This window comes from Pseudarthrobacter cellobiosi (assembly GCF_023913755.1).
Taxonomy (GTDB): domain Bacteria; phylum Actinomycetota; class Actinomycetes; order Actinomycetales; family Micrococcaceae; genus Arthrobacter; species Arthrobacter cellobiosi.
In genome coordinates, this window is the sequence record NZ_JAMXBJ010000050.1 from 116,816 (window position 1) to 129,187 (window position 12,372).

Below are 12,372 nucleotides of genomic sequence, written 5' to 3' on the forward strand. Positions count from 1 at the left end.
GCAGGCTCAGACCAGCACCAGGTCGTCAACGTGAACAACTTCACGGTCATATCCGCGGCCCAGCGCCTTGCCCAGCTCCTTGGTGGACCGTCCCAGCATCTGGGGCAGTTCCGCGGCGGAATAGTTGACCAGGCCGCGGGCAACGACGGTGCCGTCGGCACTGACGATTTCAACGGCGTCGCCCGCCTCAAAATCGCCGTCCACCGCGGAGATGCCGGCCGGAAGCAGCGAAGTGCGGCGGTGGCGCACTGCCTTGACGGCGCCGTCGTCGAGAATCAGCCTGCCATGCACGGAGGCAAGGTGCTCAAGCCACAGCAGCCGGACCGGCTTGCGGGCGCCATTGACCTTGAACCAGGTGCCAACGTCCTCGCCGGCCAGGGCGGCGGCGGCGTTGGCGGTGGACGTGACCAGGGCATGGATCCCTGAACCGGCCGCGATGGTGGCGGCTTCCACTTTGGTGGTCATGCCGCCGGTTCCCACGCCGGCTTTGCCTGCCTTGCCGATGGTGACGCCGTCGAGGTCGTGCGGACCTTCCACGAGCGGAATCCGCTTGGCACCGTGCGACGGCGGACCGTCATACAGGGAGTCGACGTCAGAGAGCAGCACCAGCGCATCGGCGCGGACCAGGTGGGCCACCAGGGCCGCAAGGCGGTCGTTGTCACCGAAGCGGATCTCGTGCGTGGCCACGGTGTCGTTTTCGTTGACCACCGGTACCACGCCAAGGTTGAGGAGCCGGTCCAGGGCACGGAAGGCGTTGGTGTGCTGGCTTCGGCGCATCAGGTCATCGGCGGTGAGCAGCACCTGGCTGACGGTTACGCCGTGGGCACCGAACGCCTGGGTGTAACGGGCCATGAGCAGTCCCTGGCCCACGCTGGCCGCGGCCTGCTGCGTAGCCAGGTCCCGTGGCCGCTTGGCGAGACCCAGCGGTGCCAGGCCAGCTGCGATCGCACCGGAAGACACCAAGATGATCTCGGTCCCGGAGTTCCGCTTGGCTGCCAGCGCATCGGCGAGGGCGGTCAGCGATTCTTCCGAGATGCCGCCCTTGATGCTGGTCAGCGACGATGAGCCGACCTTAACAACAATCCTGCGGGCATCCGAGAGCACACTACGGTCCGCGGTCCGCTTGCGCGGGACCGCGGTGACGGAGCTACTGGTCATCTTCTGCGCCCAGTCCACTCTCCTTGACCGGCTTGGCAACGCGGCGGCCGCTGACCGACTCGGTCCAGATCCCGGCCTTGCGCTCGGCTTCGAGCTCGGCGCGGGCGGCGGCCTTGGCCTCGCGGCGTTCCACCTGCTCGTCCCGCTTCTGCCCGCGGGTGGGCCGGTCGCCGATGTCGGCGAAGCGGACGTCGGTTCCACGCGGTGCCGCCAGCAGTTCGGCGCCGGCCATCATGGTGGGTTCCCAGTCGAAGACGACGCCGTCGTCCTCGCCGATCACCACGGTGTCGCCCGGAGTGGCGCCCTGCTTGAACAATTCGTTTTCGACGCCGAGCTTGGCCAGGCGGTCGGCGAGGTAGCCGATGGCTTCCTCGTTGGTGAAGTCGGTCTGCTTGACCCAACGGACGGGCTTGTCGCCCAGGACGCGGAAGAGCGGCTCGAGGTTCTTCTCCTCGCGGCGGATCTTGAAACCGGACTCATTGACCGCGCGGGGCCGCAGAATGGGCGGCTGGACCTTGGGCGGGGCGGCCGCGAGGGCGGCACGTGCAGCCTGGACGATTTCCGCCATGGCGAAGCCCAACTGGCGGAGACCCTCGTGGCTGGTAGCCGAGATCTCGAAGACCCGGTAGCCGCGTGACTCGAGTTCAGGGCGGACAAATTCAGCCATGTCCTTGCCGTCCGGGAGGTCCACCTTGTTCAGGGCCACCAGACGCGGACGATGGTTCAGCGGAACCACTTCGCCGTCGGCACCCGCGTAGCTCATGTCCACGGAGTATTTTTCCAGCTCGGCCTCGATGATGGCCAGGTCTGCCAACGGGTCACGGTCCGATTCAAGCGTGCCGCAGTCCAGCACGTGCACCAGGGCTGCGCAGCGCTCGACGTGGCGCAGGAAGTGGTGGCCAAGGCCCTTGCCTTCGCTGGCGCCCTCGATGAGGCCCGGGACGTCGGCAATGGTGAAGCGGACATCTCCGGACTGGACAACGCCCAGGTTCGGGATCAGCGTGGTAAAGGGGTAGTCGGCGATCTTGGGCCGCGCGGCGGACATGGCCGCGATCAGGCTGGATTTGCCGGCAGAGGGGAAACCCACCAGCGCGATGTCGGCGATGGACTTCAGTTCCAGCACAATATCGCGGGCGTCACCCTCGATGCCCAGCAGGGCGAAGCCCGGGGCACGGCGCTTCTGCGAGGACAGCGAGGCATTGCCCAGGCCGCCCAGGCCGCCGGCGGCCGCCACATATTCGGCGCCTTCGCCGACCAGGTCCGCCAGGACGGTGCCGTCCTTGGACTTGACGACGGTGCCGTCCGGTACGGGCAGGATGAGGGTCTCGCCGCTCTTGCCACCGCGCCAGTCACCCATGCCGGGGCCACCGTTGGTGGCGTGGCGGTGCGGGGCGTGGTGGTAGTCAAGCAGCGTGGTGGTCTGGTGATCGACGCGCAGGATGACGTCGCCGCCGTCGCCGCCGTTGCCGCCGTCGGGACCGCCGAGGGGCTTGAACTTCTCCCGGTGGACGGAGACACATCCGTGGCCGCCGGTACCGCCGGATACGTGCAGTACTACCCGGTCTACAAAGCTCGCCACGTGGATCTCCTCAGTGCTGTTTCCTGTACGCCCAAAGGCGCCAAGACGATTGTAATGCGGTTAAAAGAACAGTGGAGCGGACCAAAATGGCCCGCTCCACCGCTTCAGAACTATTTGTTACTCTGCAGCTGCAGCAGCAACGATGTTAACAACGCGGCGACCACGGCGGGTGCCGAACTGGACGGCTCCCGGGGCCAGTGCGAACAGTGTGTCGTCGCCGCCACGCCCAACGCCGGCGCCCGGGTGGAAGTGGGTGCCACGCTGGCGAACGATGATCTCGCCTGCGGAAACTACCTGGCCGCCGAAGCGCTTGACGCCGAGGTACTGGGCGTTGGAGTCACGACCGTTGCGAGTGGAACTCGCGCCTTTTTTATGTGCCATTTGAAATGCCTGCCTTTAAATTCTGGGGAATCTGCTGAAGAACCTGAACAGTAACGAAGAGTTACTTGATACCCGTGATCTTGACCTTGGTCAATTCCTGACGGTGACCCTGGCGCTTCTTGTAACCGGTCTTGTTCTTGAACTTCTGGATGACGATCTTCGGACCACGGAGGTCCTCGAGGATCTCAGCCGTAACCGTTACCTTGGCCAGGTCCGCAGCGGCAGAGGTGACTTTGTCACCGTCTACCAGGAGCAGTGCGGGCAACTCAAAGGTGCTGCCGGCTCCACCGGGGACGCGGTTCAGGGTAACGAAGTCTCCAACGGAAACCTTCTCTTGGCGGCCGCCTGCGCGGACAATCGCGTACACCACTTGGGAACTCACTTCTCTCGACGTTTATTACTAAATTTGCGTGCTGAACCCTGTTCCATAGTTGGCTGGGTTCTCGCTGTGCCTCAACGCCGTGGGGTCGTAACCCAAGTGTTGGCGTAAGCACCGAAGATCTAGAATACGCTAATTTTGCCTTCGGCCGCAAATGAGGCTGGTTACGGCAGGTTGTCTGTGATAGGACCCACAAGCAGGTACTGCACTGACAATCCAAAACCGTGCCTGACTATCGTACAGGCCGCAAGGGCCGCAGCCTGTCAGGAATGAATTCGCGGCGCGTCGAAGAATTCCACCTCGAACCGGCACGACTGCCTGAAAGCCACCAGCATCGCCGCCCGTTCATCCGCGGAAGCACTCCGGCCGGCGTCGTCAGCCAAGGCGATGGCGTCACGCGTGGCCTGGGCGAAATCCTCGTCAGCATAGGCCCGGAGCCAGTCGGCATAAGGATGTGCTGCCGGTGCACCCGCAGCCAGGAACTCCGCGTGGAGAGTCTGTCCCACTTCGGCATACAGCCAGAAGCACGGCAGTACCGCCGCCACGAGGACCGCGTAGCTGCCGGAGGCAGAGGCCGCCAGCAGGTGGTCCACGTAGGACTTGGTGACAGGTCCCAGGACGGAGTCCACTGTCCTGGTGCTTAGCCACGTGCGGTGCAGTTCGGACTCGACCTCAAGGCATTGCTGGGCCGACTTTGCCCAGAACAGCTGGGCGGCTTCCGTGGGCGCCAGCGCGCTGGCCCGGGCGAGGACCCGCGAATAGCCGTTGAGGTAGATGGCGTCCTGGGCGAGGTAATAGGCAAACTGTTCCTCAGCCAATGTGCCGGCCTCCAGGTCGCGGATGAAATCCAGCCCGTAGATGGCTGCAAGATCCGGCTCCGACGCCCGGCGCAGCGTCTCTGCGAACTCGCCGGCTGCCGGAACCTGTTGCATGTGGTGGAAGTGGTTGATGGGGCCGTTGCCCGCGCCCACCTCAAGTTGGTCAGAGGCCTGCAGCGCGCCCACCAGCCAGGGCTTCACTTGCCGTAATGCGGCTTCCCAGTCCCCCAGCCGGGCCTGAGCCGTGGCAATGGCCGATGACAGCGAGCAGCCGGTGCCGTGGCTGTTGCGCGTGGGGATCCTGTCCCCGCTCACCTCCACCACCTCCTGGGCGAGCAGCCCGGCAGCGTTGACCAGGGCATCCGGGCACGCACCGCCGTCGAGATGGCCGCCCTTGACCAGTACGGTGGCACCGGCCGCGGCGGACAACCGCTGCCCCTGCCCGAGCGCGTCGTGCCATTCCCTCGCCTGCGGCTCCCCCACCAGGATGGCCAGTTCGGCCAGGTTGGGGGTGATCAGGTCCGCGAGCGGGAGCAGCTCCCGCAGGGCCGCCTCGGCAGACTCCTGCAGCAGCCGGTCGCCGCTCGTGGCCACCATCACCGGATCAAGAACGACGACGGCGGGACGCACCTTTTCCAGCCAGTCGCGGACCACGCCTATCACCGCAGCGTCGCCCAGCATGCCGATCTTGACCGCGTCGATGGTGATGTCGTCGCTGATGGCATCAAGCTGCTGGCCCAGGAAGGACGCAGGCGGGACGTGAACCGCCTGGACCCCCTGGGTGTTTTGGACCGTCAGCGCGGTGATGGCCGCCATGCCGTAGCCGCCAAGGGCGGCAATGCTTTTGAGGTCGGCCTGGACGCCCGCGCCCCCTGAAGGGTCCGATCCGGCAATGGACAGCACCCGCGGAACGTCACGCAACACCCGGACCGCAGAAGAGCGGCCTGGTGCGGGCCGGACCTCAGCCCGGGTTGCTGGGGCTTCCAGCAGAGCCGCCGCGGGTGTTGCAGGGGGAAGGACAGAAGTTGAAGCCAAAGGAGACATCCCTTCGCCGGTGCTAACCGGACAGGTTCAACGGGTGTGGATCTCAGCCGGCTCTCTGCGCGGCACCCCGTGTCAGTCACCAGCCTAGCGCTCCCCGGGACTTAACGCCGGACGCCCGGACGCAGCCTGTGATTCACAGGCACGTCCGGGCGCCGTTGTATTGGCTTGCCCTACTGCTTGGTCAGAGCTCCGAGGCCGGAACTCCTACGCCCAGGATGATGGGCGCGTTGGCGGCAACCGGTTTGTCGGCCACAGGAGCCTTGACGGGCTCCGGCGCCTTGGCGGCGTGGGTGTGTCCGGCGGGAGCCGCCGGAGCGGCTTCGTGATGCTCTACGGACGTGGCGTTGGCTGCGCCCTGGGCACGGCTGGCACTCCGGTTCCGCCGGGGACGGCGGGCGCGGGGCTCCTCGGTGTGGTCGGAGTAATCCTTCTCCGCCACGGCTGGCTGCCGCTGGCGGGCAGGTTCGGCCGACTGGGTTTCAGTTGCCTGGACTGCCGACGGCGTGCTTTCCGCTACAGGTGCCGGCTCGCCAAGGTGGGCGAAGGCCTCCGCGAGGCGGTCAAGTGTCAGGGCAGGTGCGTGCGGCTGGTCATCGTGGTGCGCCACGAACGGAAGCACCACCTGTTCGCCGCCGAATGTCAGCACTGCGGCCGGGCGGCCGTTGGAGTCGGTTTCGGACTGCCCAACCGGAGCCGGCACCGGAGCCGCAGGCTGCCGGCCCGCGGCAGCGGATGCGTGAGCCACCTCGTCGTCATGCAGATGCGCAGCGTGGGCTGCGGCCGCAATGTTCGCAAGCGCTGCCCGCGTGGCCTCCGCTTTCGCATGGCGCTCGGCATCGCTGGCTTCCGGGTGGACCGTGTGGATCTGCACCGGAGCTGCCGGTACCGTTTCCAGCGGCTGTCCGCCGCGTCCGCGGCGGCGCTTCCGGTCAGTGCGGCCACCCGGCTGGCTGTCCGGGCGCTGGCTGTCGGTGCGTATGTTATCGGTGCGCTGGGTTTCCGGGCGGCTGTCCACACGCTGCACGTGGTGCTCTGCGGCTACCGTATTGGCGCGGCGGTGTTCCACGGGGTCGTCGTGGGTGACGATCCCGCGGCCTGCACAGGTTTCGCACTGCTCGCCGAAGACTTCCAGGAGCCCGGTGCCCATGCGCTTGCGCGTCATCTGCACGAGGCCCAGCGAGGTCACTTCGGCCACCTGGTGCTTGGTCCGGTCGCGGCCCAGGCATTCCACCATGCGGCGGAGGACCAGGTCGCGGTTGGATTCGAGGACCATATCGATGAAGTCGATGACGATGATGCCGCCGATGTCGCGGAGCCGGAGCTGCCGGACCACTTCTTCAGCTGCCTCGAGGTTGTTCTTGGTGACGGTTTCCTCGAGGTTGCCGCCGCTGCCGGTGAACTTGCCGGTGTTGACGTCCACCACGGTCATGGCTTCGGTGCGGTCGATGACCAGCGAGCCGCCCGAAGGCAGGAAGACCTTGCGTTCCAGGGCCTTGTGGATCTGCTCATCGATCCGCCACGCAGCGAAGATGTCCTGGTCCTTGGTCCACTTTTCCAGGCGGCCCACGAGGTCCGGGGCCACGTAGGTGACGTAGGCCTCGATGGTGTCCCAGGCCTCTTCACCGGAGACGATCAGCTTGGAGAAGTCCTCGTTGAAGACGTCACGGACCACCTTGATGGTGAGGTCAGGTTCGCCGTAGAGCAGCTCCGGCGCGAGGATCTTGGTGGACGTGGACTGGCTTTCGATGCCCTCCCACTGCGCGCGCAGCCGGTTGATGTCGTGCGTGAGCTCCTCTTCCGAGGCGCCTTCGGCAGCGGTGCGGACGATGACGCCGGCGTGCTCCGGGAGGCGGTCCTTGAGGATGCGCTTGAGGCGGTTGCGCTCGACGTCGGGCAGTTTGCGGGAGATGCCGGTCATGGAGCCGCCGGGCACATAGACCAGGTAGCGGCCGGGCAGCGAGATCTGGCTGGTCAAGCGTGCACCCTTGTGGCCCACGGGATCCTTGGTGACCTGGACCAGGACGGTGTCGCCGGACTTGAGCGCGTTTTCGATCCGGCGCTGCTTGCCTTCGAGGTTAACGGCTTCCCAGTTCACTTCACCGGCGTACAGGACGGCGTTGCGGCCGCGTCCGATGTCAACAAACGCCGCTTCCATGGACGGCAGGACGTTCTGCACCTTGCCGAGGTAAACGTTGCCGATCAGGGAGTCCTGCTGGGTCTTGGAGACAAAGTGTTCGGCCAGGACGCCGTCTTCAAGGACGCCGATCTGGATTCTGTCGTCGCGCTGGCGGACGATCATCTGCCGGTCAACGGATTCACGGCGGGCCAGGAATTCGGCCTCGGTGATGACTGTGCGGCGGCGGCCGGTGTCGCGGGATTCGCGGCGGCGCTGCTTCTTGGCTTCGAGGCGGGTGGAGCCCTTGACGGACGTGACGCGGTTGTTGACCGGCGCTTCGGTGGCGGCGCGGGGCGCGCGGACGCGGGTCACCGTGTTGGGCGGGTCGTCGCCTTCTCCTCCGGTCAGTTCCAGGTCCTGGTCGCCACGGCGGCGGCGGCGGCGACGACGGGACGTCACGCCCTCATCGGCCTGCCCGGCGGAGTCCTCATCGGTTTCTTCGGCTGCGCCGTCGTCGCCTTCGTTATCGGCGTCAGCATCGCTTTCGCCGGTGCGGCTACGCCCGCGGCGTCCACGGCTGCGGCGCCTGCGGCGGCCGTTGGCGTCGTCCGCTTCGCCTTCTTCGACGTCGTCCTCTTCCGGCTCTTCAACCACGGCAGCAACCGGCGCGGGGCGGACCACGGTGCTGAGGTCAGGGGCCTGAAAAAGTACGGATGTGGTGGACGCTGGCTCAAGGAACAGTGAACTGAACGGGCTGGCAGTCTCAGCAGAAGCTGGCTCTTCAGCCGGCGCGGCGGCAGCGTTGACCGGGGCAGCGTTGACGGGGGCGACGGCGGCTGCTGCGGGCGCGGCGGCCGCCGCAGCGGCGACCTCCTCTGCTTCCGGGGCCTGCGTTGCTGCAGTTTCAGGGGCTGCCTGCTCCGGAGCTGTCTGTTCTACGGCCGCAGGAGCGACGTCGGGGGCCGAGGTTTTGCGGGTGGCCACGCGGCGGCGGCGGACAGGCTTGGTCTCCGCTGCAGCCTCAGGGGTCGCGGATTCGACGGCGGCAGTCTCCACCGCGGCAGTCTCTACGGCGGTCTCGGTAACAACGGCGGCTGGTGCTTCCAGAACCTCAACGGCGAAGGCCGGCAACGGTTCGGCGGCGACCACCGTCTTACGTGCACGGGTCCGGCGCACCGGCGCCTCAGGCTCTAGTGCGGCATCTGCCGCAGGCTCAGTCTGGGCGTCGGCGTCAGTCACGGGTGCGGGCTCTGCGGCCTTCGGCACTGCCTTCCGACGCGTCCGGGTGACTTTCTTGGGCGCTTCCGTAGCCTCGGCGACGGCTTCATCATTAACGGCTGGTGCTTGTTCGTTTTCCATATGTGGCAACACTCCTGCCCCTGACGTACCCCCACATCCGGCACCCATTGGGGCACATATTGTCAAACCCGCAGGCGTTGACAGAAGTCAAGTGGATACTCCCAGGTTCGCACCGGCAGAGGGGTGCGGCAGCCCGTGGGAGCCGTCGGCTGTGTCCTGAAACCCGTTGTTCTACACGCCACAACCAGGTGCCGACCAATGGAATTGCGGGAAGCCGGATCAGAGAATCCGAAGCCTGCCCTGCTCATCATTGGCGGTCTTGAAACAAGCCACCGGACCGGAGTCCGAATGTGGGTCGGCCTCCAGCCATGTACATTCTCTCACACCCGGGCTGAAAGACGGCGGAACCACCGGCAACAGATCGGTACCTAAGGGCGCTGACTGAATCCTGCTTCCAGTTACCGGCGTTACAATCGGGGCAAGGAGCACCCGAAGCAAAGGACGCCACACACCATGCCAAGCATTTCCTCCCACGGCACCGACACGCCGGCTGCCTCCCCTGCGGCGGAGCCGTTGCCCGCCACGCCCGGGACCGTGCCGCCGATGGCACGTAACCGGCCCCTCGGCTGGCTGATGGTCATCACCGGCGCCATCGGCTGGCTGGCCTCGGGGGCGCTGGTCCTGGAAAAGCTCGCTGTCCTCGAGGATCCGAATCACGTAACGGCCTGCGACGTTAATCCGTGGATCTCCTGCGGCCAGGTCATGCAGACGTGGCAGAGCTCGGCGTTCGGGTTCCCCAACATGTTTATTGGCATCGTCGCGTTCGCCGTCATCATCACCGTGGGCATGGCCCTGCTCTCAGGCGCCACGTTCGCACGCTGGTACTGGGCAGGACTCCAGGCCGGCGTGACGCTCGGCTTCGCGTTTGTGGTGTGGCTCTGGTCCCAGGCACTTTACGACATCCATGTTCTGTGCCCGTTCTGCATGATCGTCTGGGCCGCGATGATCCCGCTCTTCGTCTGGGTAACCATCCGCAACGTCGTCCATGGCATCATCCCCGTCCCGGCAGGTACTGCACGGGTGCTGGGCGAATCGGGCTGGATCATCACGGCGCTGCTTTACGTGGCAGTCATCGCCACCATCTTCTTCGCCTTCATCCAGGTGTTTGCCGGAACTTCGGGCTTCTAACGCGAGCCCCGCACCAGACGCACAAAAAAGCGCGAACGAACAAGCGCGAACGGACACTTGAGGCCCCGGTTTCCCGGGGCCTCAAGTGTCCGTTCGCGCTGTGGACTCAAGTGTCCGTTCGCACAGTTGGCGGGTGGACGTTAGTCCTGGAACCAGATCTTAATTTCGCGCTCGGCCGAGTCCACGGAGTCGGAGCCGTGGACCAGGTTCTGCTGGACCTTCAGGCCCCAGTCGCGGCCGAAATCGCCACGGATGGTGCCGGGAGCCGCAGTGGTGGGGTCGGTGGTGCCGGCCAGGGACCGGAAGCCTTCAATGACGCGGTGGCCCTCGAAGATCGCGGCCACAACCGGTCCGCTGAGCATAAATTCAACAAGGGGCTCATAGAACGGCTTGCCCGCGTGCTCTTCGTAGTGCTGCTCCAGCAGTTCCCGGCTGGCGTCAACCTTCTTCAGTTCAGCGAGGGTGTAGCCCTTGGCCTCAATGCGGCCCAGGATGGCGCCGCTGAGGTTGCGGGCAACGCCGTCGGGCTTGATCAGTACCAGGGTGCGCTCAATGGTCATAGCTGCTCCAATGCGTAATGGGTGGGTTTCGGGACAATTCTACGAGGCTTCCGGGGCGTCCCCCTGCGACGCGTTCCACTCGGCCTGTTCGCGTTCGCGCTTTGCGGCTTCGGAATCGATCCTGATGCCGGTGCGGATTCCGTACCACCAGGCCAGGCCGAACAGCGCGCCAACCAGGAACATCATGGGCTCAACTATGCCCGTCAGGATGAGCACAATCTGCAGGATCCAGCCCAGACCCACGCCCCAGGGCTTGGACAGCACCGCGCAGGCCAGGATCATCACTACGCTCAGCGCGATGCCGATGCCCAGGATCAGCGCCGGCGGAAACTCGCCGCGCCTGAGTCCAAAGACGGCCAGCGTTGCGAAAAAGACCACAAACGCTTCAAGCAGCAGGACGGTGGAGGCAAACATCACCTTGGTGGACCGGCGCTTCTTGGGCATTCCCGGGCGCCATTCGCGCTGGGCTTTGGTCAGCTTGGCCAAGGCTAGGCCTCCGTCTTTCCGAGCAGGATCCGGGCTTCCGCCACCAGGGTGATGGACCCCGTCACCAGCACGCCGCCGGAGAGGTCGTCGTTGGCTTCGGCGCGTTCCACGGCCCACTCCAGGGCGTCGTCGAGCTTCTCAGCAATGTGGATGTTGTCTTCGCCGAAGCCCATTTCCACGGCTAGTTCGGCAAGTTCGGCTGCGGGTACTGCCCGTGGCGAGTTGGACTGGGTAAAGCAGTATTCCTGGGCGATCTCGCCCAGGGATTCCTTGAGCTGGCGCAGGATCTCTTCGGCGTCCTTCTCCTTCAGGACTCCCACTACCGGCACCAGCCGGGTGAAGCTGAAGGCCTCCTGGATGGCCTCGGCCGAGACCCTGATGCCGTCCGGGTTGTGGGCCGCGTCAACAATGATGGTGGGCGCCGTACGGACAACCTCAAGGCGGCCCGGGGACGTGACGGATGCGAAGGCTTCCTGGAGCACCTCGGCGTCAAGTTCCTTCTCGCCGCCGAAGAAGGCCTCGAGGGCTGCCACTGCCACGGCTGCATTCTGGGCCTGGTGCGCGCCGTGCAGGGGCAGCAGCAGTTCAGGGTACCGGCCGGCGATGCCCTGAATGCTCACTACCTGGCCGCCCACGGCAACCGTCCGGGATTCGACGCCGAACTCCACGCCTTCAAACCGGAACGGGACTGCCACCTCCTTGGCTTTCTCGAGCAGCACCTGCGCAGCATCAACGGGCTGCGAGGCACTGATGAGGTAACCGCCGGGCTTGATGATGCCGGCCTTCTCGTAGGCAATGTCCTCGGTCGTATCGCCCAGCAGGTCCGTGTGGTCCAGGGAAATGGGGGTGACCACGGAAACCAGGCCGTCGCCCACGTTGGTGGCATCGGTGATGCCGCCCAGACCCACCTCGATCACGGCCACGTTGACCGGCTGGTCCGCGAAGATCGCGAAGCCCAGGATGGTCAGGCACTCGAAGTACGTGAGCCGGGGCTCCCCCGCAGCGGTCAGCTCGTCGTCGACGATCTGAAGGTACGGGCGGATCTCGTCCCAGATCCGGACGAATGTTTCGTCAGAGACGGGGTGGCCGTCGATGCTGATCCGCTCGGTGACCTTGGACAGGTGCGGGCTGGTGTAACGGCCGGTACTCAGGCCGTGCGCGCGCAGCCCGGCCTCAATCATCCGGGCCGTGGAGGTCTTGCCGTTGGTGCCGGTCACGTGGATGATCGGGAACGCCTTGTTGGGCTCCCCCAGCACGTCCATGGCGCGGAACAGCGGCGCCAGACGCGGCTCCATCTTGTTTTCCGGCGCACGCCCCAGCAACTCGGCGTAGACACTTTCCACGGAGAATTCGTCAGTCATAGC

General features: G+C 65.7%; 10 protein-coding genes and 1 riboswitch. Of the genes, 1 reads left to right on the forward strand and 9 read right to left on the reverse strand.

Annotated features, from left to right (window positions below; translation table 11 throughout):
- Positions 1-6 precede the first annotated feature (6 nt).
- The 6 genes from proB to NG696_RS17965 all read right to left on the reverse strand — a co-directional run bounded on the left by proB (position 7) and on the right by NG696_RS17965 (position 8,834).
- Positions 7-1,158 carry a glutamate 5-kinase gene (proB, locus tag NG696_RS17940; protein ID WP_252565688.1) on the reverse strand — a complete coding sequence of 384 codons (1,152 nt, stop codon included), beginning with the start codon at positions 1,156-1,158 and terminating at the stop codon, positions 7-9.
- Complete coding sequence (gene obgE / locus NG696_RS17945) at positions 1,148-2,737, reverse strand: GTPase ObgE (RefSeq protein ID WP_058932215.1); 1,590 nt, start codon at positions 2,735-2,737, stop codon at positions 1,148-1,150. The genes proB and obgE overlap by 11 nt, the downstream gene beginning before the upstream one ends.
- Positions 2,738-2,854: 117 nt before the next feature.
- A complete protein-coding gene (gene rpmA / locus NG696_RS17950) occupies positions 2,855-3,118 on the reverse strand; it encodes a 50S ribosomal protein L27 (protein WP_056340543.1) in 264 nt (87 codons plus the stop codon).
- A gap of 61 nt (positions 3,119-3,179) precedes the next feature.
- Positions 3,180-3,488 carry a 50S ribosomal protein L21 gene (gene rplU / locus NG696_RS17955; RefSeq protein ID WP_018773353.1) on the reverse strand — a complete coding sequence of 103 codons (309 nt, stop codon included), beginning with the start codon at positions 3,486-3,488 and terminating at the stop codon, positions 3,180-3,182.
- A gap of 272 nt (positions 3,489-3,760) precedes the next feature.
- Positions 3,761-5,359: a bifunctional hydroxymethylpyrimidine kinase/phosphomethylpyrimidine kinase gene (gene thiD / locus NG696_RS17960; RefSeq protein ID WP_252576294.1), complete on the reverse strand. Its 1,599-nt coding sequence runs from the start codon at positions 5,357-5,359 to the stop codon at positions 3,761-3,763.
- Positions 5,342-5,439, reverse strand: a riboswitch (TPP riboswitch). Its footprint overlaps the gene before it by 18 nt.
- A 101-nt stretch (positions 5,440-5,540) precedes the next feature.
- Complete coding sequence (locus NG696_RS17965) at positions 5,541-8,834, reverse strand: Rne/Rng family ribonuclease (protein ID WP_252576295.1); 3,294 nt, start codon at positions 8,832-8,834, stop codon at positions 5,541-5,543.
- Positions 8,835-9,287: 453 nt separating this feature from the next.
- Between NG696_RS17965 and NG696_RS17970 the strand changes: the two genes are divergently transcribed.
- Positions 9,288-9,962 carry a vitamin K epoxide reductase family protein gene (locus tag NG696_RS17970; RefSeq protein WP_252565697.1) on the forward strand — a complete coding sequence of 225 codons (675 nt, stop codon included), beginning with the start codon at positions 9,288-9,290 and terminating at the stop codon, positions 9,960-9,962.
- 140 nt (positions 9,963-10,102) lie between these two features.
- On the opposite strand, the gene ndk is transcribed toward NG696_RS17970, so the two are convergent.
- Genes ndk through NG696_RS17985 form a run of 3 tightly spaced genes read right to left on the reverse strand, consistent with a single transcriptional unit; the run spans position 10,103 to position 12,369 of the window.
- Positions 10,103-10,522 carry a nucleoside-diphosphate kinase gene (ndk, locus tag NG696_RS17975; protein ID WP_252565700.1) on the reverse strand — a complete coding sequence of 140 codons (420 nt, stop codon included), beginning with the start codon at positions 10,520-10,522 and terminating at the stop codon, positions 10,103-10,105.
- A 39-nt stretch (positions 10,523-10,561) separates the two neighbouring features.
- Complete coding sequence (locus NG696_RS17980; RefSeq protein ID WP_252565703.1) at positions 10,562-11,008, reverse strand: DUF4233 domain-containing protein; 447 nt, start codon at positions 11,006-11,008, stop codon at positions 10,562-10,564.
- Positions 11,009-11,010: 2 nt separating this feature from the next.
- Positions 11,011-12,369 (reverse strand): bifunctional folylpolyglutamate synthase/dihydrofolate synthase, encoded by a 1,359-nt coding sequence (locus NG696_RS17985; RefSeq protein WP_252565706.1) that lies wholly within the window; start codon positions 12,367-12,369, stop codon positions 11,011-11,013.
- Positions 12,370-12,372: the final 3 nt, after the last annotated feature.

What these genes read in the sequence shown, in the direction of transcription:
- proB (WP_252565688.1), bottom strand. Translation starts at nt 1,158, where the DNA reads ATGACCAGTAGCTCCGTCACCGCGGTCCCGCGCAAGCGGACCGCGGAC.
- rpmA (WP_056340543.1), bottom strand. Translation starts at nt 3,118, where the DNA reads ATGGCACATAAAAAAGGCGCGAGTTCCACTCGCAACGGTCGTGACTCC.
- thiD (WP_252576294.1), bottom strand. Translation starts at nt 5,359, where the DNA reads ATGTCTCCTTTGGCTTCAACTTCTGTCCTTCCCCCTGCAACACCCGCG.
- NG696_RS17965 (WP_252576295.1), bottom strand. Translation starts at nt 8,834, where the DNA reads ATGGAAAACGAACAAGCACCAGCCGTTAATGATGAAGCCGTCGCCGAG.
- NG696_RS17970 (WP_252565697.1), top strand. Translation starts at nt 9,288, where the DNA reads ATGCCAAGCATTTCCTCCCACGGCACCGACACGCCGGCTGCCTCCCCT.
- ndk (WP_252565700.1), bottom strand. Translation starts at nt 10,522, where the DNA reads ATGACCATTGAGCGCACCCTGGTACTGATCAAGCCCGACGGCGTTGCC.
- NG696_RS17985 (WP_252565706.1), bottom strand. Translation starts at nt 12,369, where the DNA reads ATGACTGACGAATTCTCCGTGGAAAGTGTCTACGCCGAGTTGCTGGGG.